At 42.5% G+C, this 25,543-nt stretch carries 27 protein-coding genes, 1 tRNA gene and 1 other RNA gene; 6 read left to right on the forward strand and 23 right to left on the reverse strand.

Annotated features, from left to right (window positions below):
• Positions 1-5: 5 nt before the first annotated feature.
• From GOM47_RS06595 to GOM47_RS06630, 8 genes are all read right to left on the reverse strand, one after another.
• The gene (locus tag GOM47_RS06595) at positions 6-941 is read right to left on the reverse strand and encodes a serine hydrolase domain-containing protein (protein ID WP_235080256.1); all 936 of its coding nucleotides are present in this window, start codon (positions 939-941) and stop codon (positions 6-8) included.
• Entirely contained in the window at positions 938-1,663 is a 726-nt protein-coding gene (locus tag GOM47_RS06600; protein ID WP_235080257.1) for a CppA family protein, read from the reverse strand. The genes GOM47_RS06595 and GOM47_RS06600 overlap by 4 nt, the downstream gene beginning before the upstream one ends.
• 123 nt (positions 1,664-1,786) lie before the next feature.
• Complete coding sequence (gene gla, locus GOM47_RS06605) at positions 1,787-2,656, reverse strand: aquaglyceroporin Gla (protein WP_084973918.1); 870 nt, start codon at positions 2,654-2,656, stop codon at positions 1,787-1,789.
• Positions 2,657-2,813: 157 nt separating this feature from the next.
• On the reverse strand, positions 2,814-3,980 hold the full coding sequence (locus tag GOM47_RS06610) for an ATP-grasp domain-containing protein (protein ID WP_235080258.1): 1,167 nt from the start codon (positions 3,978-3,980) through the stop codon (positions 2,814-2,816).
• A 12-nt stretch (positions 3,981-3,992) separates the two neighbouring features.
• Positions 3,993-4,733 (reverse strand): esterase family protein, encoded by a 741-nt coding sequence (locus GOM47_RS06615; protein ID WP_235080259.1) that lies wholly within the window; start codon positions 4,731-4,733, stop codon positions 3,993-3,995.
• A gap of 20 nt (positions 4,734-4,753) precedes the next feature.
• Entirely contained in the window at positions 4,754-5,578 is an 825-nt protein-coding gene (locus GOM47_RS06620; RefSeq protein ID WP_235080260.1) for an alpha/beta hydrolase, read from the reverse strand.
• A 136-nt stretch (positions 5,579-5,714) separates the two neighbouring features.
• On the reverse strand, positions 5,715-6,929 hold the full coding sequence (gene thiI, locus GOM47_RS06625) for a tRNA uracil 4-sulfurtransferase ThiI (protein WP_235080261.1): 1,215 nt from the start codon (positions 6,927-6,929) through the stop codon (positions 5,715-5,717).
• Between the two features lie 8 nt (positions 6,930-6,937).
• On the reverse strand, positions 6,938-8,080 hold the full coding sequence (locus tag GOM47_RS06630) for a cysteine desulfurase family protein (protein ID WP_235080262.1): 1,143 nt from the start codon (positions 8,078-8,080) through the stop codon (positions 6,938-6,940).
• Positions 8,081-8,217: 137 nt separating this feature from the next.
• Here GOM47_RS06630 and GOM47_RS06635 point away from each other — a divergent pair, with 137 nt between their 5' ends.
• Complete coding sequence (locus tag GOM47_RS06635; protein ID WP_235080263.1) at positions 8,218-8,643, forward strand: DUF6556 family protein; 426 nt, start codon at positions 8,218-8,220, stop codon at positions 8,641-8,643.
• A 43-nt stretch (positions 8,644-8,686) separates the two neighbouring features.
• Here GOM47_RS06635 and GOM47_RS06640 read toward each other — a convergent pair whose 3' ends face one another.
• The 4 genes from GOM47_RS06640 to GOM47_RS06655 form a co-directional block, all read right to left on the reverse strand.
• Complete coding sequence (locus GOM47_RS06640) at positions 8,687-10,993, reverse strand: DNA translocase FtsK (RefSeq protein WP_235080264.1); 2,307 nt, start codon at positions 10,991-10,993, stop codon at positions 8,687-8,689.
• A gap of 86 nt (positions 10,994-11,079) precedes the next feature.
• Positions 11,080-13,032, reverse strand: coding sequence for a fructose-specific PTS transporter subunit EIIC (locus tag GOM47_RS06645; RefSeq protein WP_235080265.1), 1,953 nt, complete (start codon positions 13,030-13,032; stop codon positions 11,080-11,082).
• Positions 13,029-13,940, reverse strand: a complete 912-nt coding sequence (pfkB, locus tag GOM47_RS06650) for a 1-phosphofructokinase (RefSeq protein ID WP_235080266.1) — start codon at positions 13,938-13,940, stop codon at positions 13,029-13,031. The genes GOM47_RS06645 and pfkB overlap by 4 nt, the downstream gene beginning before the upstream one ends.
• Positions 13,937-14,677: a DeoR/GlpR family DNA-binding transcription regulator gene (locus tag GOM47_RS06655; RefSeq protein ID WP_235080267.1), complete on the reverse strand. Its 741-nt coding sequence runs from the start codon at positions 14,675-14,677 to the stop codon at positions 13,937-13,939. The genes pfkB and GOM47_RS06655 overlap by 4 nt, the downstream gene beginning before the upstream one ends.
• Before the next feature lie 162 nt (positions 14,678-14,839).
• Between GOM47_RS06655 and GOM47_RS06660 the strand changes: the two genes are divergently transcribed.
• Positions 14,840-14,927, forward strand: a tRNA-Ser gene (locus tag GOM47_RS06660).
• Between the two features lie 230 nt (positions 14,928-15,157).
• Here the strand turns inward: GOM47_RS06660 and ssrA are convergent.
• The 4 genes from ssrA to GOM47_RS06680 form a co-directional block, all read right to left on the reverse strand.
• Positions 15,158-15,505: a transfer-messenger RNA gene (gene ssrA / locus GOM47_RS06665) on the reverse strand.
• Positions 15,506-15,565: 60 nt separating this feature from the next.
• Positions 15,566-16,201: an SGNH/GDSL hydrolase family protein gene (locus tag GOM47_RS06670; protein WP_235080268.1), complete on the reverse strand. Its 636-nt coding sequence runs from the start codon at positions 16,199-16,201 to the stop codon at positions 15,566-15,568.
• 1 nt (position 16,202) lies between these two features.
• Positions 16,203-17,030: a Cof-type HAD-IIB family hydrolase gene (locus tag GOM47_RS06675; RefSeq protein ID WP_235080269.1), complete on the reverse strand. Its 828-nt coding sequence runs from the start codon at positions 17,028-17,030 to the stop codon at positions 16,203-16,205.
• A 23-nt stretch (positions 17,031-17,053) separates the two neighbouring features.
• Positions 17,054-18,373, reverse strand: coding sequence for a CapA family protein (locus GOM47_RS06680; RefSeq protein WP_235080270.1), 1,320 nt, complete (start codon positions 18,371-18,373; stop codon positions 17,054-17,056).
• A 155-nt stretch (positions 18,374-18,528) separates the two neighbouring features.
• On the opposite strand from GOM47_RS06680, the gene def reads away from it, so the two are divergent.
• Both def and rlmB read left to right on the forward strand, forming a co-directional pair.
• Positions 18,529-19,140: a peptide deformylase gene (def, locus tag GOM47_RS06685; protein ID WP_235080271.1), complete on the forward strand. Its 612-nt coding sequence runs from the start codon at positions 18,529-18,531 to the stop codon at positions 19,138-19,140.
• Between the two features lie 44 nt (positions 19,141-19,184).
• Positions 19,185-19,913 (forward strand): 23S rRNA (guanosine(2251)-2'-O)-methyltransferase RlmB, encoded by a 729-nt coding sequence (gene rlmB / locus GOM47_RS06690; protein ID WP_000855723.1) that lies wholly within the window; start codon positions 19,185-19,187, stop codon positions 19,911-19,913.
• A 37-nt stretch (positions 19,914-19,950) separates the two neighbouring features.
• Here the strand turns inward: rlmB and trxB are convergent, their stop codons facing one another.
• The 7 genes from trxB to GOM47_RS06725 all read right to left on the reverse strand — a co-directional run bounded on the left by trxB (position 19,951) and on the right by GOM47_RS06725 (position 24,302).
• Positions 19,951-20,862: a thioredoxin-disulfide reductase gene (trxB, locus tag GOM47_RS06695; protein WP_235080272.1), complete on the reverse strand. Its 912-nt coding sequence runs from the start codon at positions 20,860-20,862 to the stop codon at positions 19,951-19,953.
• Positions 20,863-20,927: 65 nt separating this feature from the next.
• Complete coding sequence (locus GOM47_RS06700; protein WP_235080273.1) at positions 20,928-21,152, reverse strand: DUF4059 family protein; 225 nt, start codon at positions 21,150-21,152, stop codon at positions 20,928-20,930.
• A 77-nt stretch (positions 21,153-21,229) separates the two neighbouring features.
• Entirely contained in the window at positions 21,230-21,973 is a 744-nt protein-coding gene (locus GOM47_RS06705) for an amino acid ABC transporter ATP-binding protein (protein WP_235080274.1), read from the reverse strand.
• Positions 21,973-22,773 (reverse strand): amino acid ABC transporter permease, encoded by an 801-nt coding sequence (locus GOM47_RS06710; protein ID WP_235080275.1) that lies wholly within the window; start codon positions 22,771-22,773, stop codon positions 21,973-21,975. Before GOM47_RS06710 ends, GOM47_RS06705 begins: the two co-directional genes overlap by 1 nt.
• Before the next feature lie 156 nt (positions 22,774-22,929).
• On the reverse strand, positions 22,930-23,286 hold the full coding sequence (locus tag GOM47_RS06715; RefSeq protein WP_235080276.1) for an arsenate reductase family protein: 357 nt from the start codon (positions 23,284-23,286) through the stop codon (positions 22,930-22,932).
• Positions 23,287-23,298: 12 nt separating this feature from the next.
• A complete protein-coding gene (locus GOM47_RS06720) occupies positions 23,299-23,811 on the reverse strand; it encodes a methylated-DNA--[protein]-cysteine S-methyltransferase (RefSeq protein ID WP_235080277.1) in 513 nt (170 codons plus the stop codon).
• A complete protein-coding gene (locus tag GOM47_RS06725; RefSeq protein ID WP_235080278.1) occupies positions 23,808-24,302 on the reverse strand; it encodes a GNAT family N-acetyltransferase in 495 nt (164 codons plus the stop codon). The genes GOM47_RS06720 and GOM47_RS06725 overlap by 4 nt, the downstream gene beginning before the upstream one ends.
• A 134-nt stretch (positions 24,303-24,436) precedes the next feature.
• Between GOM47_RS06725 and GOM47_RS06730 the strand changes: the two genes are divergently transcribed.
• Together GOM47_RS06730 and trhA are read left to right on the forward strand one after the other, a co-directional pair.
• Positions 24,437-24,883, forward strand: a complete 447-nt coding sequence (locus GOM47_RS06730; RefSeq protein ID WP_235080279.1) for a DUF1836 domain-containing protein — start codon at positions 24,437-24,439, stop codon at positions 24,881-24,883.
• Complete coding sequence (trhA, locus tag GOM47_RS06735; protein WP_001097972.1) at positions 24,880-25,527, forward strand: PAQR family membrane homeostasis protein TrhA; 648 nt, start codon at positions 24,880-24,882, stop codon at positions 25,525-25,527. The genes GOM47_RS06730 and trhA overlap by 4 nt, the downstream gene beginning before the upstream one ends.
• Positions 25,528-25,543: the final 16 nt, after the last annotated feature.

Consider the following 25,543-nt stretch of genomic DNA (forward strand, 5'->3'; position numbering starts at 1 on the left):
TCTCCCTACCTTTCCCTACGAATCATATCCATGACTTGGTTTCGATCGATTATCCACTGGGCACGCTCATCCTTCTCATACGTTCGATTGGATAAAAGGATAGCGGCTTCCTGTTTCTCTCGGTTCCACATGATGAAGGTACCTGTATAGCCCGTATGGTCCAGCCAGTCTCCCTCCAGATTCCAGGCTAGCGAACGCTCCTTATCATCTAAGGGAGAGTAATTTCGGCTCAAATTTTCAGCAAAATCATCTTTCAAGTAATGCTCCAGAAAGATTTGCAAATCCTTAACAGTTGAAAATAAACCAGCACTTCCAGCATGTTTTCCTAAAAGACGAGCTTTGGGATCGTGAATGATTCCGGCCTCCACCCCTCTCATTGTTGGTACAGCACGCTCAACGGGGCCAAACATGGTTTCCTTCATCTCCCATGGTTCCAAAACTTGCTTCTGTATGATCTGATCCAAATCTTGGTCAAAGATTTTTTCCAAAAGAAAGCCTAAGAGTAAAAAGTGAACATCCGAATAGAGGAAGGCTGCCTGACTTCGTCTGTTGAGGTGAAACATGGCTTCTTTTAATTCAGTAGCTGTCAAGAGATCCCGATTGGGAATAAAGGGATCTAAGTCTGTAGCATGGGTCAGAAGTTGCCGTATAGTAATATCTGGGTAATCACACTCAGCTAAAAAATCCGTCACTGGTCGCTCAATATCTAATTTGCCCTGCTGCCACAAGAAGGTGAAGATTGTCCCAACTCCCACAACCTTACTCACACTGGCTAGGTCATAGACTAGCCCTGACTCAGTTTTCAAACCTTTCTCAGGATCACTCAATCCTAGATAAGACTCTTTCCATTCACCATCCTTATAATACGCAAAAGAGGCCCCGGGATAAATCCCTGCCTCGATTTGATCTTCTATTTTTCTTTGAATTTTTTCCCACTTCATGCTTCTTCAAACCACAATTCAATGTTATTGGTATCTTTACCAAGGAAGAATTTTTCAGACTTGGGAACAAAATAGCCTGTCTTTTCAAATTTCTGACGAAGACTGGTTAAATCAAAATTCTTTACTAAAAATTTTAGCATAGACAAGTCCCAGGTAACATTGTTTTCAACAGTCAAATCTGGACCTTGCCCTTCCGTAAAGGTGATAACTGTCCCAACTTTTTCAGGATCGAGTATACTCTCCGTCCCCTCAGGAAAACGCAACTCCATAGAAATCTCAAATTGACTCAAGTATTTTATACCTGTACTTGAAGAAAATTCAGGAACAGTTTCCAGTGGAACCAAATCTTTAATATGATTTTCCGCATGAACAAGAATCACATCCTGTTCAGGAGAAACAATCTCAAAAGCATAACCACGGCTTCCTTTAAATAGGCGAGGAAGAGACTTCATCTGTGAAAGAAGATCCTCAATTTCAGAAGGATTCTTAACTTTTACAATGAGTCTAGCTAGTTTCTTAAGCCCTTCAACTCGCCGAGTTCGCATACTGGGAGCCTCTTCGAGAATCAACTTCTCAATACCTGATTGGTCACCAAGTGAAAGGAAAGCAGATTCTTCTAATAAGGGCTTCATCCCAAGAGTTTCAATGTAAAATTTTTCATTTAATTTTCGGTTATTGACCTTCAAAGTCGGAATAATTTGTATCATTTGATTTGCATTCATAGCTTCCTCCAACTCTTTTATTTTAAAGGATTTTAGGATTTTTTACAAGCTATTCCACTTAAATTCTAGAATTTTTTACAAAAATTTCCGATAAAAAAACTGGGGTTCCCCAGTTTCATTTTATTATAGGTAAAGTAGTTTAAAGACTGCTACTGCTGCAATACCAGCTGCGATTGGTGCTACAACTGGAACCCATGCATACCACCATTTTGAATCACCCTTGTGTTGACCAAGAACTGATTTTGGAAGGAGTTCGTGAAGAAGACGTGGTCCGAAGTCACGAGCCGGATTCAAACCAGGTCCAGTAGGTCCACCAAGTGAAGTTACCAAGGCCATCACTAGGAAACCAAGTGCCAAGTGAGCAACTGAAAGTCCAGCAGCTGTGTGTGGTGCTACTTGAGCTTTTACTGCCAATTCACTTAAGTCAACAGTTTGACCAGCTTGAGTAGCCATTTGTTTCATGTATTGAAGAACCTCAGCACCGAAGAAGTTTTTAGTCAAACCAAGCGCTGCAAAGAAAAGAACAAATGAACCTACAAACTCATTTAGGAAGCCGTTAACAGTAGCTGCAAAACGTGATTCTTTTGTACCGTGGTCAATGCTTGAAATCGTTGAGAAAGTACCCAAGATATTGTTTGGGTTTTCTGTTTTCAAGTAGTATGGACGGTGAGTCGCTACAACCAAAGCTTGACCAAAAATTGCCCCCAAAACTTGTGCTAGAATGTAAAATGGTACTTGATCCCAAGAGAAAAGTCCGCTAACAGCAAGTCCAAGAGTGAAAGCTGGGTTGATGTGGTTACCAGAAACGTTACCGAACATCAAGGCCGGGATCATAACCCCCATACCATAACCAACAGCGATAACAAGCCAGCCACTTTGGTGACCTTTCGTACCTTTAAGTTCAACGTTGGCAACTGCACCATTTCCAAGAATGATCAAAATAGCAGTTCCCAAAAATTCAGTGGCATATTTAATAGCCCATGTAAAATCCATTTGATAGATTCTCCTTAATTTTTTTTAGACAATCCTTATTCTATCAATTTTTAGGCCTTTTCGCAACCGATTTTCTAAAAGAATCTCTGGAAAACGCTTTATTTAACTTATCTTTAAGAAAAGGACAAAAGAAGTCAAACTTCTTTCATCCTTTTCGTTACTCCTGACGTTGACCAAAGTCTGCTAACATCTGATCCAGCTCCTCACGACTTGGAGTTGTCAACATATAGAGAATATCTCCTTGTAACTCTGCAAAGGCTGCTGGCATGATTTTCTTAGCCTTAAAACCTCCTTGGTATTTAGCTAGTAACTCCTCTTCTGAGTAAACATAATGAGAACTTAAACGCCGAGCAGTCGCCAAGCAATAGAGGGGTTCAAAATATGAACCAGGGAACGGCTCTCCTGCTACGATAGCCGCATAACCTCGGTAGAGGTCAAAAGAGTGGGCATAATTGTAAACATCAATCGTAAAGCCACCCGCAGGACGGTTATTGTACTCAATGGCAATATAATCGTCTCCTTCGCGGAAGAATTCGATATGGAAGAAACGTTCCTTCATGCCAAATTCTTTGACAATGGCTTCACCATACTTACGCAATTTTGGATCCATATCCTTGAGAACATAATAAGCATTGTCCATCTTGTAAAGCATGAGATCCAGTGGTGTGTGGGCATAGTTGAAAGTTGTCGAAAAGACAATATTGCCATCCTTGTCCACTAGTCCATCAAAGGTACAGATTTCGCTAGAAGTGACAAATTTTTCAAAGAAATAGACGGTTGAATGGTCCCATTCTGCCTTAAAACGGTCCACATCTGTTTGGTTTTCAAGTTTAAAGGTTGCTGCTGCTCCCACACCGTTGTCTGGTTTGGCAATCAATGGTAAACCGATCTCCTCCACAGCCTGAGCTACATCGGTTTCTGTCTTAATCACGGCTCCCGGAACAACAGGTACTCCTGCCTTTTGGAAATGTTTTTTCATTTCAGACTTAAACTTGGTCTTTTTGAGGTCATCGGGTTTAGCACCACAGACATTGAATTGCTCACGAAGGGCTGCATCCAGCTCTAACCAATATTCATTGTGAGACTCGATACGGTCAATTGGTCCGTGCTTGTAAATAAGAAAGGCAACTGCACGTTTGACTTCATCCAAATTTTCAAGATCATTTACTCGGAAGTACTCGGTCAGGCTATTGCGCAAGGGCTCATCCAATTGTTCGTAGGGTTCTTGACCGATACCCAGCACCGTGATTCCCTTATTTGCTAACTCAATTGTAAACTGTTGAAAATTTTGTGGATAGTAGGGGGAGATAACAAGGTAATTCATAGGCAACTCCTTTTATAGATACAGATGACCGAGGAAGTGGGGCATTTGTTTGCGCCACCAATCCCAGTCATGAGCGACATCATATCCCCACTCTGCAAACCAAGCAGGGATTTGTTTCTGGTCAAAAGCTTCTTTGAGTTTGTAGTAGGATGGCAAACCATCGTGCTCCCAAGCCCCAAGACCGGTACAAACTATAATTTCTGCCTGACGGTAGCGATCAATAAACCAACTATCATTCTGGTTCCAGATATAGTCAACTGGTGAGTTTTGATAAATGGCGTCGTCATTGTAATAATCACCAACAAAGAATCGTGCATCGTAGACACCGCTGAGAGCAATCACCTTGGTAAAGACATCTGGATGCTGGAGAAAGAAATTGAGGGCATGATAGGCTCCCATAGAGCAACCGGTCGTCATCATGCCATCAAACCAACCTGTCTTGTGCTTGATAAAAGGAATGGCTTCCTCAATCACATAGCGTTCGTAGGCGCGATGCATCTCCGCCTGGTCATGACCATTTTTCCAAGTAGCCAACCAGCTCTCACTGTCAACACTGGATAGCGTAAAGAACTGCACCCGACCCTCTTCGATAAAGGAAGCGCAAGCATCAATCATACCAAAATCATAATATTCGTTGTGACTACCTCCAGATGAAGCAAAAACAACAACTGGAATCCCAGCATGTCCATAACGGTTGAGGTACATTTCGCGGTTGAGGTGACCACTCCAGTGGCTGAGGTTTTCAATATGCATTGGCTTTCTCCTTTCTTAACTTACCATTTCTCTGCAAAAAATCGGAGACAGTCTGGTAAATTTTCCGACCATGGAATCTCACTATGGATGGCACCAGACTGAACTTTTAAGACAAGATTATCCAAGCCTACTCCACCTGCAATCAAATCATAGTAATAGCGAAGCGATGAGTCGATATAGGCTTGCTTGATATTGCCAGCCATCAAGGTCTTGTCCGTATCGTCTGCTTCTTCTGTTCCTACATAAATGAAAATGCGCTGATCAGGCGACAATTTCTTACGCTCGATGTAGCGGTTAAAGGCTTCTTGGTGGAGCCAGTTGGCAGATGAAAAGACTCCTAGACAACCAATTCTCTCTTGGTACTCTAGTCCGATAAACTGGGTAATATTGCCTCCTAGTGACGAACCAATCATGGCCGTATGCTGGCGATCAGCTTTGGTACGGTAGGTCTCATCGATAAAGGGCTTAACCACCTCCATGACAAACTCGGCATACTCCACGCCCTTACCGCCAAACTGTTGACCTGGAATAGGAGATTCTTGAAACTTCCAAGCTGCGTACTCATGCATCCGCCCCAAACCATCATTGTCAATGGCAACCACAATCATGCGACTGATGTCAGGATTCCGCTTAATAGCCGGAATAATCTTCCATGAATGACCAATGAAAGACTCCTTGCTGTAAAAGACATTTTGCCCGTCATGAAAGTAAACAACAGGGTAAAAACTGTCTGTATCTTTCTCATAATCCTTAGGAAGAAGAACACGCACACGACGCTCTTTTCCAGTATAAGGCACCTTAAGTTTGTGTTCTTTCATTTTTAAATAAAAGTAGGAATGATTCATTGTCAGAAAACTCTCTATATTCAAAATTTTATCTTATTATACCATAAAAATAGAAAAAAAGTCAGTAATTGTCCATTTTAAGGATAAATAACTAACTTTTTTCATTTAATATTCTAAATTCTTCTGGTTTTTCTGATTAGAGGAGGTTGTCAATTAACTCATCGACAGCATCTTTTTCAGCCTGAGGCGTGATCTTAGTAATCATAATTCCAGCCACTGCTCGCTCAACCAAACCTTCAACATCCATCCATTTTTCATACTTCTCAGCATTCTCTATCTTAGGATTGGTCTTAGGACGATCAGGCGCAAAAATAGTACAGCAGTCCTCAAACGGCTGGATAGAAATTTCAAAGGTATCGATTTCCTGAGCGATGTCAATGATTTCCAACTTGTCCATAGTGACCACAGGGCGGATGATGGGAGTGTTGGTCACAGCGTTGATAGCCTGCATACTTTCCAAGGTCTGGCTCGCTACTTGACCTAGACTCTCACCATTGATGATGACCAGACCCTTTCTCACCTCACGGATACGGTCAGTAATCCGCATCATAAAACGACGTGTCAAAGTCATGAGATAGGCTTCTGGCGCCTTTGCCTTGATTTCTTCTTGAATCTCTGTGAAAGGAACTTCGATAAACTGGATATTGCCACCAAACTTGGTCAATTTACGGGTCAAATCTTGGGCCTTCTTGAGAGCTCCAGGACTAGTGTATGGTGGGCTGGCAAAGTGAACGGCTTCAATATCCACCCCACGTTTAAGGGCTAGATAACCTGCTACAGGTGAGTCAATCCCTCCTGACAACATGAGCATTCCCTTACCAGAAGTACCCACTGGCAAACCACCTGCTCCCCGAATAGTTTCATAGGAAAGATAGGCCGCCTCCTCACGAATCTCCACTTGAAGAGTGATATCAGGATTTTTCATCTGGGCTTGAATAGTTGGGATTACGTCGAAAACAGCTTCACCAAGCGTTTGGTTGAGTTCACGACTGTCGAGTTCAAAGTTGTGGTCACTACGTCTACTAGAGATTTTAAAGGTCATGCCCTCCTTGTAGATGTCCTGCATAATCTCTTGGACAGCAGCCTTAAGCGTCGCAACAGATTTTTCGACCTTATAAACGGGAGAAAAGTTTTGAATCCCGAAGACTTGTTTGAGTGATTCTGCAACTGCTGTGTAATCGGCTCCATTCAGGTAAACGTGGGCACGGTCGCGATCAGCGGTTACCTTAACTTGGGGATAGATGGACAAAACGTCCGAAATGTTATTGCGAAGTTTATGGATGAAACGCATACGGTTTTTGCCTTTTGTTGATAGCTCTCCGTAGCGAATCATAATTTCTGAATACTGCATGAATGCTCCTATCTTACTTTTCTAGTTTGATTGTAAATCAATTTTAGCTTGGTCAAAAACTGCTCGACCTGACTCATATCATTTTCAAGGTCTAGGCTTAGGCGAACAGCTGACTGGGCTTTATCCTTGTCCACTCCCATGGCAATCAAGGTACCTGCGGGTTTTCCAGCCTTGGACGAACAAGCAGAGGTTGTGGAAATAAAAATATCATATTCCTCAAAAGCGTGAACAATGACTTCACCTCGAACACCCTTGATTCCAAAAGTCAGGATATGAGGGGCAAAGTCTTCCTCGTCTGAAAAGACTAAAATGTCTGGATAATCTAAAAGAGCTTGGCGAATAACTTCCTTCATCTGCCCTGTCTTACTAGTAAAGATATCCAGCTTTTCTATAGACAAACGGAGAGCCTTGGCAGTCGCTGCAATCCCTGCCACATTTTCAGTTGTCGAGCGATAATCGCGCTCTTGACCACCACCTGTCAAAAGAGGAGCAATCTTCTTGCCAGACTTGATATAGACAAAGCCAACTCCTCGAACACCATGAAACTTATGACTTGAGAAGGTTGCAAAATCCACCCGATCCGTTAAATACTCTTCTGTCGGAATCTTGGCAAGAGCTTGGACTGCATCCACGTGGAAGGAAATGGTCGGCTTGTCTGCCAAAAGTTTTGAAATAGCTTCAATGGGCTGGATAGAGCCGATTTCATTGTTCACAGCCATGACTGAAACAAGCGTCGTATCAGGTCGTATCAAATTCGCTAGTGCCTCAACATCCACAAACCCTTTCTCATCAACTGGAGCAAAATCCACCTCAAACCCTTGACTTTTCAGCCAGAGGGCTGATTCCTTAACTGCTGGATGTTCAATGGCTGATACGATGATGTGCTTGCCAAACTGGGCTTTTTCAAAGGCTACACCTTTAATGACCCAGTTATCTCCTTCTGTTCCACCAGAGGTAAAGAAGATTTCGTCACTTTTCTTACCAATCAAATCCGCAATTTGCTGACGGGAAGCATCTAAAATTCGTGTTGCCTGATCTCCCAAACGATGGAGACTAGATGGATTTCCTACAATTTTTGAAGCGACCTGCATATAGGTTTCAAGGGCTTCAGAATAGGGCTTGGTTGTTGCCGAATTATCAAAGTAAATCATGTTTTTTCACGCTTTCTAAAATCACTCCCTCTATTGTATCATGAAACGAAGCTTGCGACAAGAAAGGGCAAGTCCTCTTTTTTTAAGATTTTTTTAAAGAAATGAGGTATAATAAATCATAATTAAAGGAGAGTATCATGTCTAACTATCATAGAACTTCAAAACCAAAAACTGAACATATCAAAAAGGGGTTTACTGTCTTTCAAAAAACGATTGCTACCATCGGTAGTATCCTTGGTCTAATCACCGCTACTATCACCATTATGAACGCTATGGATAATAACAAAAACAACAAAAAAGAACCGACGACAACCCAAACAACTGTTGTCAAGGAAATTCAAAAGGAATCCCCTCAGGAAAATACTACACCTAACAAGGACAACACTTCTACTAAAGAAAGTACCCCGCAAGAAGAAACTTCTCAATCCAACAAGAAAGAGGAGAAAAATGAAGAGCAGAAAACAACAACTCAGGACTCTTCTACACCCGCTACAAATAAAGAAACAAGCGATAACGGTACACAGTCAAATACGACGAGTTCTGAAACTAAAACGAACCAGTAATCACAAAAATAGCTTCCTTCCAGCTTTGGAAAGAAGCTATTTTTTATTGTTGCAATACTTTTCGTGGTTTGGTTCCTTCAGCTGGACCGATAACACCCGCCATTTCGAGTTCTTCCATAAGGCGGGTCGCACGGTTAAATCCAACCGACAAACGACGCTGAATCATCGAAGCACTGGCTTTCTGCGTCTCGATAACCAGAGCCTTAGCTTCTTCAAAAAGCGGATCGCCACCAGCTTCACCATCTGAAAATTCTCCTTCATTTTCAGAAACCTCACCTGGGTCAAAACTCTCATCGTAGTCCGCATCCGCCTGAGCCTTGATGAAGTTTACGATGCGTTCAACATCATCATCCGAGATAAAGGATCCTTGCAGACGGACTGGGTGATTTTCATCGATTGGTTTAAAGAGCATGTCTCCTCGACCAAGCAGTTTTTCAGCGCCATTTTCATCCAAGATGGTTCGTGAATCTGTACCTGATGAAACTGCAAAAGCCACACGAGATGGAACATTGGCCTTGATAAGACCAGAGATAACATCAACGGATGGACGTTGCGTTGCGAGAATCATGTGAATCCCCGCGGCACGCGCCTTCTGTCCAAGACGAATGATGGCATCTTCCACTTCCTTGCTAGCCACCATCATGAGGTCTGCCAACTCATCCACAATGACAACAATCAAAGGCAGTGGTACTTGTTTGTACTCAGACTGGGCATTGAATTCCTCGACCTTAGCATTGTAACCAGCGATATTTCGCACGCCAACCTTAGCAAAGAGTTCATAACGGTTTTCCATCTCATCCACAACCTTTTGCAGGGCCTTGCTGGCCTTGCGTGGATTGGTCACAACTGGAATCAAGAGATGAGGAATGTCATTGTAAACCGATAACTCAACCATCTTAGGATCGACCATCATAAACTTGACCTGGTCGGGTCTTGCTTTCATCAGAATGCTCGCGATAATACCGTTAACTGCGACTGACTTACCAGATCCCGTCGAACCTGCAACGAGTAGGTGGGGCATCTTGGAAAGGTCAAAGGTGCGAGCAGTTCCATTGACAGCCTTACCTAGAGGAATTTCGAGGAGATTTTCTGGTTTAGTCTGAGACTGTTCCCAGAGTTCACGGAAGGAAACAGTCGCAATCTCAGAGTTGGGCACTTCAATTCCAACTAAGGATTTCCCAGGGATCGGAGCTTCAATCCGAACATCCTTGGCAGCTAGAGCTAGCGCTAGGTCATCTGCCAGATTGGAAATGCGATTAACCCGTACACCAACTGCTGGCTTGACTTCATACTTGGTTACTGATGGTCCAATTTCAGCTCGTTCAACCGTCACCTTGATACCAAAACTAGCAAAGGTTTCTTCTAGGATTTTGATATTTTCTCGAACAATCTTCTTTTCCTTGGACTGATCTTTGGGTTTATCTGGCGCAAAGAGTTGCAAGCTTGGTAGCTTGTATTCGAGGGCTTCCTTGGCAGAAAAATCAACCTGCACCTCTTCATCCTCAAAGTCTTCTTCCACATCTGGAACGTCAAAATCAGCTTGAGGGAGGATAATCTCCGGTTCGATCCATTCTTCCTCAGGAATTGGTGGGAAGTCGTATTCTGGTACTTCAGATAAGATTTCTCCCGTTTCAGGATCTACAGGAGGAAGCGGTAATGCATCCTGTTCTTCTTGTTCTCTCTTGATTCTTGCTGCTTCTTCAGCTTCTTGACGAGCCTTCTCTTCTTCTCTCTTGATGAAGCGTTCCTGTTTTCTCTGTTCCTGTTTTTCTATAAACGATCTGAACTGAGCCCCAATAAAGGCTGCAACATCATAAATAGACCAAGGACTGATCAAGAGAGCCCCAACCAGAATCAAGAGAACACCAATAAAGTAAGAGCCGATATTTGAAAAAAGAAAGGCTATGGGGATATAGAGTCCAACACCTAGCAGGCCTCCACCAGCAAAGCTAGTCACCCGGATACCAGTCAGGTCCGTCATAACTTGAGCCAAGGTCCCTTTTAGAACTGACTGCTCCAAGCCAAATTTCCAGACAAGATAGGCCTCAAAAATTAAGAGTAAGCCAGCAAAGATACAGAGAAATCCTGACAGAAGCCCCTCTTTCTTGCGTATCCATTTAAAAAGAAAAAGATAGATGAGGAGGCCACCTATGGCCACATAGGCCAAACTTCCAACCACCAGTCGAATGAGATTGTAAAGAGTAACACCTGCTGCACCGAGTTTGAGGGCTGCAATAATCAACAATAAGGCAATTCCTAAAGAAATCAACATCCTCTGGATAGCCTGTTTTCTTTCGAGTTCTGCTTTAGACGGTCTCCGTCTTGTTTTTATAGTATTCTTGTTTGCCATTCTTTTATTATACCATATTTCACAGCCATTTCGAATAGAGAAAAAGATTGCACCAAATGGTAACAATCTTTCTATTCTAATACTTTTTATGCTTGTGGTTTGCGTAGGTAACCATAAACCACACCACTTACAATTGCTCCAACCAATACAAAGGCAAGGTAAAGAAGGGCATTTGAAGTAAGGGCGATGACGAAGATTCCTCCGTGTGGTGCCATGAGTTTGATACCTGCAAGACCAACGAGTCCGCCTGCTACTGCTGAACCAAGGATGAAGCTAGGGATCGCACGAGCCGGGTCTGCTGCACCAAACGGAATTGCTCCCTCGGTGATAAATGACAAGCCCATGATGATGTTTGTCAAACCAGAGTTGCGTTCTTCTTTGGTAAATTTATCTTTAAAGAGAAGAGTTGCGACGAAGATGGCAAGTGGTGGCACCATTCCTCCAGCCATAACTGCTGCCATAGCTACAGAACCACCTGAAGAAACAGTCGCTGCAAGCGTACCTGTACCAAAGACATAGGCTGCTTTATTAACAGGTCCACCCATGTCAACAGCCATCATGCCTCCAAGAACGATACCAAGAAGGACAGCTGAACCTCCTCCAAGACCGCCTAGGAAGTCATTCATAGCAGTGTTGATTGCTGCCATTGGAATATTGACAGCCAACATAACAAATCCCGTTAAGATTGTTCCAAGAAGTGGCAAGAGAAGAATTGATTTAGCCCCTTCAAGTGAGCGAGGAACTTTAACGTATTTCTTGATGGCAAGAACTAAAGCACCTGCGATAAATCCACCAACAAGGGCACCTAGGAAACCAGATGACACACCTGCAAGAGTTGAAGTTGCTTCACCACCCGCGGCATAAGGGATTTTACCAAAGGCAAAACCTTCTTTGGCAATAGCACCAGCCACAAAACCAGCTACCAAACCTGGTTTTTCAGCGATAGAGTAGGCTACATATCCTGCAAAGACTGGAAGCATCAAGCCAAAGGCCGCTCCACCGATTTTCATGAACATGGAAGCTAGCTCATGGTAGGATCCGAGATTGCCAAGACTATCTTGTGGTACACCAAAAGCTCCGTCGATTAAGAAAGCAAGAGCAATCATGATACCACCACCGATAACGAATGGTAACATTTGAGATACACCACTCATCAAGTGTTTGTAGAAAGCACCACCGATACTTTGTTTTTCATTAGATGCTGCTGTAGCTTTTGCTCCATTAGCAGCACGATAAACTTCGGCATCTCCAGAAAGAGCCAAGTTGATCAGCTCTTCTGTCTTACGGATACCGTCTGCAACTGGACGGTTGATCAATGGTTTACCATCAAAACGATCCATTTCTACTGCCTTGTCTGCTGCGATGATAACAGCTTTAGCCTTGCGGATGTCTTCCGCAGTCAATTGGTTCCCAACACCGCTAGCACCATTGGTTTCAACCTTGATACCAACACCCATTTCAGCAGCCACTTTTTGAAGGGCTTCTTGAGCCATGTATGTGTGGGCAATACCTGTCGTACAAGCTGTAACAGCTACGATAAAGTCGCCAGAGTCATTAGCAAGTGCTTGAACAGGCTCCTCAGCTTTTTCTGAAGCTTGGTTAAATAGTTCGATAACTTGATCTGCAGATGTTACTTGGCGAAGTTTGTCAGCGAAACCATCTTTCATCAAGTATTGAGACAATTCTGCCAAGGCTGCCAAGTGAGTGTCATTAGCACCTTCTGGAGCTGCAATCATGAAGAAGAGGTCAGTTGGTTGCCCATCCAAGCTTTCGTAGTCAACACCCTTGTTTGACTTGGCAAAAAGAACCGTTGCTTCTTTGACAGCAGAGTTTTTGCTGTGAGGCATAGCGATTCCATCACCCAAACCAGTGGAAGTGAGAGCTTCACGCGCTAAAATTCCTTCTTTAAAGGTTTCAAAATTTGTCACATAACCATGATCTACCAAGCTATGAATCATTTCTTCGATAGCTGCTGTTTTTTCAGTTGCTTGCAAATCCAGCAACATGACATCTTTTCTCAATAGGTCTTGAATTTTCATCGTTTTTCTACCTCAACTTTTTCATATGTTTCTTTAATAAATTCCGCTGTTGCCAAATCATCCGAGAAGGTGGTTGCTGTTCCACAAGCCACTCCCCACTTGAAGGCTTCTACTGCATCTTTAGATTTGACAAATTCACCTGTAAACCCAGCAACCATAGAGTCACCAGCCCCGACTGAATTTTTCACTGTTCCCTTGATTGGTTTAGCGAAGTAAGCTCCCTCGGATGTGACAAGAAGGGCACCGTCCCCAGCCATAGAGATGATAACGTTTTGAGCACCTCTAGCCAGCAATTCTCGAGCATATTTCTCGATTTCATCTAAACTTTCGAGTTTCACTCCAAAGATAGCTCCAAGTTCGTGATTGTTTGGTTTAACCAAAAGTGGCTGGTAGTCTAAACTATCAATCAAGGTTTGTCCTTCAAAGTCACAAACCACTTGCGCACCAGTCTGGCGTGTCAATGCAATCAAATCCTTATAGATAACATTGCCCAGGTTCTTAGCACTCGAACCCGCAAACACAACCGTATCATCTGCTGTCAGACTAGACAAAATAGCTTTCAATTCTTCTAGCTGAGCCGGTTCCACATTTGGACCCGTTCCATTGATTTCTGTTTCTTGGTCTGCTTTGATTTTAACATTGATGCGAGTATCTTCTGTTACTTGGACAAAACGTGTTTCGATTTCTTCCTCTACCAGAGTATCTGTGATAAATTTACCAGTAAAACCTCCGATAAATCCAGTCGCTGTATTTGGAATACCCAAGCGTTTCAAGACACGACTGACATTGATTCCTTTCCCACCAGCAAACTTATCATCACTGTCCATACGATTGACACTACCGACTTGGACTTGGTCCAAGCGCACGATATAGTCAATGGATGGATTGAGTGTGACTGTATAAATCATACTTCTATTACCTCCGTTTTCTTCTTAATAGCCTGCAAGAGCTCATGCCCTTGACTTGTAATAACAATGGCGCGTTTAAGTGGTGCTACCTTGGCAAAGCAAGTTTGTCCAATCTTAGACGAATCAACCAAGACATAGGTTTGTTTGGCATTCTCTATAATAGCACGCTTAACAGCTCCCTCCTCCATATCAGGAGTCGTATAATAACCATCGTCTACACCATTCATCCCGATAAAGGCACGGTCAAAGTGCAATTGATTGATTTGGTTAAGAGCAACACCACCGATACATGCATCTGTTGCCATCTTGACACTTCCTCCAACCATGACAGTTGGAATCTGTTTTTCAACCAACTGAACCGCATGATGAATGGAGTTGGTCACAACTGTGATATTCTTATTAACCAATTCCTTGATTAAAAAGGCAGTTGTCGTTCCAGCATCAATAAAGATAACATCTTGTTCCTTAATAAGAGAGGCGGCTTTTTGAGCCAGTAGCTTCTTCTCTTGAAGGTTTTTGACAGATTTTTCTTGGATGGTTTCTTCTTCCTGCAAGGAGTGGGGCAATTCTGCTCCACCATGCACACGGCGAAGCTTGTTTTCCGCCTCCAACTCATCCAAATCTCTTCGTACTGTCGATTCTGATGTTTCTAATAGACTAACCAATTTTTCTAGGGAAACTACATGATGTTGATTTAACTCCTCTAAAATCAGTTGCTTCCGCTCAGTTTTTAACACCAAACCACCTCCTGTTATCGTTTACACTAATTATTCTAGCACAATTTCTGGCAAAGTCAAGCATTTTTTATCATTTTCTTTCAAATTCTATCATTTTTTCTTATTTCCAAAATTTTTATTGCAAGATAAGTGGCTTTATGGTAGACTATTTGAGTAAGTATTGGAAGATTACTCAAGAGGCTTAAGAGGCCGTGTTGGAAACGCGGTAGGCGTGTAACAGCGTGCGTGGGTTCGAATCCCATGTCTTCCGTAGAAAAACCAAAACTGCATTTCGGTGCAGTTTTTTTATCGCAAGCATTTAAAAATCAAATAATACAAACACTATATGATTTCATAAAACAAAAGGATATAGATTTCTAGGATACGACAAAAATGTTGTATCCTTTTTTTACAAAAGACTGCCAAGGAATACCAAAGACAAAAATAAAAAACGTTGATTTAACAACGTTTTACCAAGGAATGCAAAAGAATGCAAAGAAATAATGGAGCCGGTGGGAGTCGAACCCACGTCCAAACACCTGCCAACATATTTGTCTACAACCATAGGTTATGTATTGTTTTAACAGCTCCTCGACACATAACTCAAGCCTAGGAACTGCGAGTCTATCAATCTCTTATCAAACCACTAGACAAGGCTTGATCGTATCTCGCTAATAATAAGACCTGTCATTGAACACGAGCAATCCAAATCGGGTCACGCCTGCTGTTTTTTAGGCAGCTAGAGCGTAAGAAGTGTTATTTTTTGCAGTTATATTTAACTGAGCGTTTACGTCGCCACACGGGTTGCAAAATATGCCTCATAATGCCTGTCGAATCCGTAACGACCCCAAAAGACGATAGAACCATTATAACCTATCTTCATAAAAAATGCAAAATCAAGGCGTTTCTTTAGAAAAGATACATTTTCAAAGCATCTGACAAGGCTTGATAACCTGCCACACTTAGATGGAGGCCATCTGTTGTATAGGCTGATTTAAGTTGTCCTTCTGAGTCTGTCAAACTATCATAAATCGGCACAAAATCCACCTGCATATAGGCAGATGCCAGAGTCTCATAGGCTTGATTCCATTCTCTAATCTTTTCATTGGTTCGGATATAAACAGTCTGCTTGTATTCTTTTCCTTCATTGACTGGCGGAATGGAAATGAGTTTTATTTGTGACAGCGGATAATCCCGAGAAATCGATTGAATCACACGCTCAAGATTATCCAAGGCTTCATTCATAGGGACATCTTTTCCGATATCATTTGTCCCAATTAGGAGAACAATTTGATCCACAGCATCACCATAAAGATGGGCATCCAAATTCTCTAATAACAGTCTCGTCTGGTAGCCTCGGATGCCACGATTGACAATCGTCTTTGCAGTCCCGAGTAACTCTTGCAGAGGGTAATACTCCACTATCGAATCACCAATAAAGATGATATCTGGCTCTAAGACAGAGACTTGATTCAATTCGCAATACTTGGTTTGAATCTTTGCCTGCTCTTTTAGGAGCCAATTTTCTAACAACTGTACTGCCACCTTATCCCTCTTTCTCTAACCAATTTTCTAGGACCTGATAAACACCCGCCTGGCTGTTGGCTGGAGCTAGGGCAGTCGCAACTGCCTTGGCCTCATCATCAGCATTTTCCATAGCATAGGCAATCCCAGCCAGTTCTAACATTTCGGCATCGTTTTCACTATCACCAAAAGCCATGATTTGTTCAGATTTCAAATTCCAGCGCTTGAGTAATTCTTCCAATCCCCAGGCCTTGTGAACACCAGCCTGTAGGATGTCAATGCACCCATAACCGCTAGAAACGGCTCTTACACGGCCATCAAAGAGGTCATTAATTTCTTGCAAAACAGAACTAGAACGTTCTTCACCGACGACCATACTCATTTTAAGCACTCCACCAAAGAGGTCTGATTGAAAATCTTCCACAAAATTCATTCGTTGATAGAGTCTTTCAATCATCTCTGGAGTCATAAATTTATCAAGTTCTGTAAAAACAGTGCCTTCCTTGACAAAACCACCATTCATACCAGTTACGACAAACTGATCTCGGCACTCTCTCCCCTTAAAATGAACTAAAGCCTTGTCAACCATAGCATCATCCCAGGTCTGAGCTTGAATCAGTTTATTGTTTTCAAAAATTCGCGCCCCATTGGCAACTACTAGGACTACTCGTTCAGCCAAGTGTCCCAATAGTTCTCTCATACGATGGATTTCATTCCCCGTCGCAATGACAAAACGGATATCCCTTTGATCTAGCTGATCTAAAATCTTTTCCAAGCGGGGCAGATCCAGCTGCCCCCTCGAGTCTAGCAAGGTTCCATCCATGTCTGTTGCAATTAATTTAATCGTCATCATATCTCCTTTAGGGTGAGCACCTACCACTTCAATCCCACATGTTCATTCATTTCTTTATAGGCCGTGTCAATGCGTTCCTTGGTCGCCTCGTCCAACTTGTCACGGTAACTGCCTCCCTCGATGAAGTCCTCTAGGATATAGGTCTGATAGAGGAAGAGCGGATAACCTTCTGGAGAGTAAGTCCCTTTGGGTGTTCGATTGACCCAAGTAGGATGCGCTTTGGCAGTTTCAATCCTAGTCTTGCCATCTTTTTTCTTAATGGTCACATCCATGAGAACACCGCGCTCCGTCCACTTGGCATTTTCCTCGTCTTGCATGGTTTCAATGCGTTGATTTGAGAGGAAATTTCCCATGGAATAGATAATCAATTTTTTGTCACCATCTTTTTCAACTGTCTCAGCAGGTTCAACGACGTGAGGGTGCCCTCCAAAGATAATATCAGCTCCCCAGTCAATCATCTTGTGGTACAGTGTTTTCTGTTCTTCCGTCGGTTCTAGCTGGTACTCAATTCCCATCTGAGGCATGATGACAGTAATATCCGCCTCTTGCTCAGCTCGTTCGATTTCCGCCTTCATCTTATCTTCATTCAGGTCAGAAAGATAGCGATTATAGTCCTCTTGAGAGATATACTGCTCAATGCCATTAAAACCGTAAGAATAGGCTAGGAGAGCTACCTTGATACCATTGACTTCCTTGATAACTAGTGGAGCTTGGTCACGGGATTCATGTGTGTAGACTCCTATGGGTGTCATTCCTGCCTTTTCGATAGCTTCTGCTGTCGAAACCACTCCCTCTATCTGAGAATCCAAGATGTGATTGTGAGCCAAGTCTAGAACTTGATAGCCTGCATCCTTGATCGCATCCATCACTTCACCAGGTGCATTAAAGAGAGGATAACCTGCCAAATAGTGATCCTTGTTCACCGTTCCTTCAAAGTCACCAAGCACTAAGTCCGCTTGCTTGAGCCATGGTTTTACATATTCAAAATTTTCGTAGAAATCGTAGCTACCGTCTTCTTTCAGAGCTGTTCGGTAGATAGGAATATGGTAGAGAAGGTCACCATTTGCCATGATACGGGCTGTCGTTTCATCAGACTGATTTTCCTTGGATTGACCAGACGTCTGAGCAGAATCAAGAGTTTGACCACTCGGACTTGTTCCCTTGTTCCCTTGTACTGCTTGGGCCAACAAGTTCAATCCCATAGACAAGGTAACTGCAAGTAGTAACACCGTAATAAATTGGGCATTTGTCCAAGATTTATAATTCCGAAAGAAACCAATACCACTCTTCAACAATCCAAAAATAGGACCATGAGACCGTCTATCTTGTCGCTTTTCCATCTTTATTCCCCCCTTGCTTTTACTGCAAGCCTTTTCTTTTATTATATCACAGATAAAAGGGGAATACCGTTTATTATATTATTTTTTAGGAACTTCTGTGACTTTCTTTATCGTCTATTTTGTGTTATCATGTAGAGGTAATGAAAGGAGAGAAAATGTCTGCTATAGAACGTATTACAAAAGCTGCTCATTTAATTAATATGAACGATATTATCCGCGAGGGGAATCCGACTCTTCGCGCAGTTGCTGAGGAGGTCACTTTCCCACTGTCTGACCAGGAAATCATCCTTGGAGAAAAGATGATGCAATTCCTCAAACATTCTCAGGATCCTGTTATGGCTGAAAAGATGGGGCTCCGCGGTGGGGTTGGATTGGCTGCTCCTCAGTTAGATATCTCAAAACGCATTATCGCTGTTTTAGTGCCAAATATTGTAGAAGAAGGTGAGACTCCACAGGAAGCCTACGATCTGCAAGCTATTATGTACAATCCAAAAATCGTATCTCACTCTGTTCAAGACGCTGCCCTCGGTGAAGGAGAAGGGTGCCTATCTGTCGACCGTGTAGTTCCAGGCTATGTTGTTCGTCATGCCCGCGTCACTGTTGATTACTTTGACAAGGACGGAGAAAAACACCGTATCAAGCTCAAAGGATACAACTCTATCGTTGTCCAACATGAAATTGATCATCTAAACGGAATCATGTTTTACGATCGTATCAACGAAAAAGATCCCTTTGCCGTCAAAGACGGACTCCTCATCCTCGAATAAATAAAATCCCGTTGCAAGACGGGGTTTTGTGTTATAATAGAGGCATGAAAACAAATGATATTGTCTATGGCGTCCACGCCGTTACAGAAGCCCTCCTTGCAAATACAGGAAACAAACTCTACCTCCAAGATGATCTCAGAGGCAAAAATGTTGAAAAAATCAAGGAACTGGCTACAGAAAAGAAGGTATCCATTTCTTGGACTTCAAAAAAATCCCTCTCTGAAATGACCGAAGGTGCTGTCCACCAAGGTTTTGTTTTACGAGTGTCCGAATTTGCCTATAGCGAGTTGGATCACATCCTTGCAAAAACACGTCAAGAGGAAAATCCACTTCTATTGATTCTGGATGGTCTAACTGACCCCCATAATCTAGGTTCTATCTTAAGAACTGCTGATGCGACCAATGTTTCAGGTGTCATCATTCCCAAGCACCGTGCTGTCGGAGTGACTCCTGTCGTTGCCAAAACGGCCACAGGTGCTATTGAGCATGTACCGATTGCCCGAGTGACCAACCTCAGTCAAACCCTAGAAAAACTCAAGGATGAAGGATTCTGGACCTTTGGAACGGATATGAACGGCACTCCTTGCCACAAGTGGAATACAAAAGGGAAAATCGCCCTCATCATCGGAAATGAAGGAAAAGGCATCTCTAGCAACATCAAAAAACAGGTCGATGAGATGATTACCATTCCCATGAATGGACATGTTCAAAGTCTCAATGCCAGTGTTGCTGCAGCCATTCTCATGTACGAAGTTTTCCGAAACCGACTATAAAAAAGTTTCCAATCAAGTTGATTGGAAACTTTTTTGCTTAACCATGTTCTGTGATAAATTTATAGGCTTCTTGACCAGCAATCGCCCCATCACCAACTGCTGTTGTTACTTGGCGAAGGTCTTTCTGGCGAACATCTCCAACTGCAAAGATACCGTCAACGGCAGTTTTCATGTGATTATCTGTCACAATCCAGCCTGCCTGGTCTTGAATATTCAACTCTTTAACAAAATCGCTAACAGGATCCAAACCGACATAGATAAAGACACCACCGAAGGCTTGCTCTGTCACTTGACCCGTTTTTACATTTTCAAATACGACAGATTCTACTCGGTTTTCACCTTTGATTTCCTTGACAACAGAATCCCAGATAAAGTTGACTTTCTCATTTGCAAAAGCACGGTCTTGCAAAACCTTTTGGGCACGAAGTTCATCTCGACGGTGAACAATAGTGACGGACTTGGCAAAGCGAGTCAAGAAGAGAGCTTCTTCTACCGCTGAATCTCCACCACCAACTACGAGCAAGTCTTGATCACGGAAGAAAGCTCCATCACAGACCGCACAGTAAGAAACACCTCGACTGTTCAGTTCTTCTTCTCCGGTAACTCCCAAAAGACGGTGTTTAGAACCAGTTGCTACAATGACAGTACGGGTTTCGTAAACTTGATCATCAGTGATTACCTTCTTAAAGTCACCCTTGTCTTCAATATTTTCAACATAGCCATAAAGATGCTCCACTCCAAGGTTTTCAAGTGGTTCAAACATCTTTTCAGCCAATTCAGGTCCACTGATGTTGGCATAACCTGGATAGTTTTCAATATCAGATGTATTATTCATTTGCCCGCCTGGCAGACCACCTTCAATCAAAGCCACTTTCAGATTACTGCGAGCAGCATATAAGGCAGCGGTCATTCCCGCAGGTCCAGCACCGATAATAATCGTATCGTACATTTCGATTCCTTCTTTCTTGTTGTAACTATCTTTATTCTAACTCATTCTTGCTAGTCGCGCAAGGATTATGCCTTGAAAACCAAGAGCAAACTCATGACGGCAAAGGATAACACCGGAACGACCAAAACTCCAATCATAATCATATCATAGAGATGTGCTTGGCGAGCTTTGGCCGTCTTGTCCACACCAGACATGGCCCTCAATCCAATCCAAATCCCCAGAAAAATCATAACCAGGATGGTCGTTAAGATCAAACTCTCGAAATATAAAGAAAACAGTTGCAGCAGCATGATCTCTCTCGTTTCTATCTTTTTTAAAGAGTAAACTCAGCTAGTCCAACTAACTGAGTTTTCCTTTTTCTATTATATCAAATATAAGTCCGTTTGTAACTAGCAAAAAATTCTTTTGTCCGTTCTTCTTTTGGATGATTGATGATTTCATCCGGTGTGCCGGACTCGATGATTTTCCCCTTATCTAGGAACAAAATCTTGTCTGCCACTTGGGCTACAAAAGACATGTCGTGACTGACCAAAATCATGGTCTGACCAGACTTAGCGGCGTCTGCAATAGACTTCTCTACTTCGCCGACCAGTTCTGGGTCAAGAGCTGAAGTGGGTTCGTCTAGTAGCAAGACATCTGGTTTCATAGCAAGCGCACGCGCTAAGGCAACCCGTTGCTTTTGTCCACCTGATAAATGGCGAGGATAATGGTTTTCACGATCAGAAAGACCAACCTTGGCCAACTCTTTCTTAGCGATTTTTGTTGCTTCATCGTCCGATAATTTTTTAACAACAACCAAACCTTCCTTGACATTGTCAAGAGCAGTTCGGCGTTCAAATAAATTAAACTGTTGGAAAACCATAGATAACTTGCGACGAAGGGTTAGGATCTCTTCTTGGCTAATCTGAGAAAAATCAACTTTAAAATTGTCAATCTGAATCGTTCCACTATCTGGAGTTTCAAGGTAGTTCAAACTACGAAGAAAGGTTGACTTCCCAGCTCCAGATGAACCAATCAAGGCCACTACCTCACCTTTTTGAATATCCAAGTCCAGATGATCCAAGACAGTCTGTCCTGAAAAGGATTTGCTTAAATTCGAAATCTTAATCATTAACGAAGGTCTCCTTTCACATCTGTAGACACTGTATCCGGTGCTGAGATAGCCATTTTTCTCTCGATGAAACGGCCGAGGCTTTCAATTCCGATATTGACTACCCAATAAACAAGGGCTACGGAGATGAAACGCTCAAAGTAACGATAATCTGCTCCACCCAAAATTTGAGCCTGGGCAAAGACTTCCACAACCCCCGCACTAAAGGCTAGAGAAGTTCCCTTGGTCAAACCGATAAGAGAGTTAATCAAAGTCGGTGTCGCAACTACCGCCGCATCTGGAATAATCACGCGACGATAAACTTGAGCACGAGTCATACCCAGACTACGCGCCGCCTCAATTTCACCGGGATTAACAGAAAGGATGGCTGCACGAATCGTTTCACTTGCATAAGCCGCCTCATTAAAAGCAAAGGCCACAATCGCAAAAAGCGCTGCTGGAATCGCATTGATATTGAGACCAGTTCCCCATTGTTGGTTGATAGCTTTCAGCGCTAAAGGTATCCCGTAGTAGGTCAACATAAGTTGAACTAGGATTGGGGTACCTTTTAAGAAACTGACGAAAAAGGCCTGCAAGGGATATAGAATCTTAACACGATTGATCTTTACAATGGCAAAAATCAGGGCAAGTAGCAAACCAAAGAGTGCACCTCCAAGCGTCAACATCAAGGTTGTAGGCAGTTGTTGGACAATCCTTGGAATTCCATCAAAGACCGAACGCAAACTAAAGAGCTTACCATCCGGAATGAGTTGCATCAAACTTTGGTACCAATCTGATGCTAAAAATGTTGTAACAGTCATAAAAACATCCTCTCCTGATAATGATTCATTCTATCATACTTCTGCTCGCAAGCAAATTATTTGCTACGGGCTGATCAGACTTTGTCTATCTTCTAGTTTATCACACTTTAAAACAGGGAGGCTATATATTTTACCTATCAAGGAGATAAATAAAAACTATCTCAAACCTAAGTCCTCATAGGTTTTTCTATAGCCGATTTGTTTAACAGAACCGTTTTCCACCAGAATTGGACGTTTCAATAACATGCCATCACTCGCTAGAAGCTTGGCTGCTTCTTGTTTTGACAAACTTCCCACCTTATCTTTCAAGCCCAGTTCACGGTATTTGATCCCGCTAGTATTGAAAAATTGTTTCACTTCAAAACCAGAAGTTTCTAACCAGTTCAAAATCACGTCTTCACTTGGTGTTTCTTCTACGATGTGGACATCTTGGTATTCCAGTCCAAGTTTATCCAATTCATTTTTTGCTTTCTTACAAGTTGAACATTTTGGGTATTCGATAAATTCTAACATCTTCTTTTCTTTCTATTTTTTATTTTCTTGAAATGCTGCACCTTCATGTTGCAAGAGCCAGGCTTTCTTTTCGACTCCAGATGCATAGCCTGTCAAGCGATTGCCTGACCCCAGCACCCGATGACAGGGAACAAGTATGGACCAAGGATTGCGCCCCACTGCTCCTCCAATCGCTTGGGCAGAAGCTACTTGCAGGTCCTGCGCTATTTGTCCGTAAGTCACTGTCTGACCATAAGGAATGACCTGTAAGTAAGCCCAGACTCGCTTTTCAAAATCCGTTCCAATGGGAGCCAAAGGCAAGGAAGACAAATCTTGAGCACGTCCCTTAAAATAAGTATCTAAATAGGAAATAACTTGATCAAGGACAGGATGTTCTGTAACTACTTCCATGTCAGCATCTATCCCCCTCTCAAAATGAGTTTGGTCCTGTACCCAAATTCCATACAGATATTGCTCGTCAGCAACTAAGGATAAGGTTCCAATTGGCGACGGGTAGAGCATTTTTGCGTACTTTTTCTGCTTCATTTTTTTAATTTCTGATAGGCCAAGCGTTCCCCATCAACTGGAACTTTTCCGACCTGCTGAAATCCTAGCTTTTCAAAAATATGCTGCATGGCCTTATTTTCTTCATGTGTATCTGAACGAAAATCTAGATAATCAAAACCTTCAATCAAGCCTTCTAGGAAAGTCTGAGCAACACCTTGTCCTTGGACATCTGCTGCCACAGCGATACGGTGAAAGACCAGATATTCTGATTCTCCCCCCTGCCAACTTCCTTCATAAATGGCTTCATAGGCTTTCTCTGAGCTCTTGGTCACAGCAGCATAGGCTAACAATTCTCCCTCTTCCAAGGCCACATAGGCTTGACCAGAGATAATATCATCAATAATGATGTCGGTATTTGGATAGCCATTTTGCCACTGGTCGCTACCAGACTTGGCTAAGCACTTTTTGGCATCCTCCATCACCTGCATAATCGCATCAACTTCGTTTGGAAAAGCTAAACGAATCTCCATCTCTTCCCCTCATTTCTAACTATTTTCTCTCATCATAGCATAATTTAAAGCTTTCTACAAGCAGTTGAAACTTGACTTTTGTTTTTTATTATTTTATAATCTAGTTATCAAAACTAGATAAAAAGGAGTTGGAAATGAATTCTAACTTTTCCTACCCAAAATGGGAAGACATTCCAAACATTGACCTCTATCTGGATCAGGTTTTACTTTATGTCAATCAAGTCTGCGCCCCTATCTCTCCAGATAAGGACAAGGGGCTAACAGCATCCATGGTCAATAACTATGTCAAACATGGTTACCTGACAAAGCCGGATAAGAAAAAATACCAACGCAAACAGATTGCACGTTTGATTGCCATCACCACTCTCAAGTCTGTCTTTTCGATCCAAGAAATCGCTCAAACACTTAATACTCTACAAACTCAAGCGAACTCAGACCAGCTCTACGACGCTTTTGTAGACTACATGAACCATGGGATTGATCCAAAGAATCCTATTATCCAAACTAGCTGTCAAACGGTTAAACTCTATCATCAAACTCTAGACTTAATCCTTATCAAAGAAGAGGAGGAAATCCAATGAATACCAGTCTAAAACTCAGTAAAAAACTCAGTTTTGGAGAGGAAATTGCTAATAGCGTGACCCATGCTGTGGGTGCCGTTATCATGCTCATCTTACTCCCTATTTCATCCACCTATAGTTATGAAGCACATGGATTTTTATCATCTTTTGGCGTTTCTATCTTTGTTATCAGTCTCTTTCTCATGTTCCTCTCGTCAACCATTTACCACTCTATGGCCTATGGTTCGACCCACAAATACGTCTTGCGAATCATCGACCATTCTATGATTTACGTGGCTATTGCAGGCTCTTATACGCCGGTCGTCTTGACTTTGATGAATAACTGGTTTGGCTATCTGATCATTGCCATTCAGTGGGGAACGACCATCTTTGGCATCCTCTATAAAATCTTCGCTAAAAAGGTCAATGAGAAATTCAGCCTTGCCCTTTACCTGATTATGGGCTGGTTGGTTCTGGCTATCATTCCTGCCATCATTAGTCAAACAACGCCAATTTTCTGGAGTCTCATGGTAACTGGCGGACTTTGTTATACAGTTGGAGCTGGATTTTACGCTAAGAAAAAACCTTATTTCCACATGATTTGGCATCTCTTTATCCTAGCTGCGTCTGCACTTCAATATATCGCGATTGTTTATTACATGTAAAAAAGTTGAGAATCTT

The organism is Streptococcus oralis, from assembly GCF_021497945.1.
In the GTDB taxonomy this organism is placed as follows: Bacteria; Bacillota; Bacilli; order Lactobacillales; family Streptococcaceae; genus Streptococcus; species Streptococcus oralis_BR.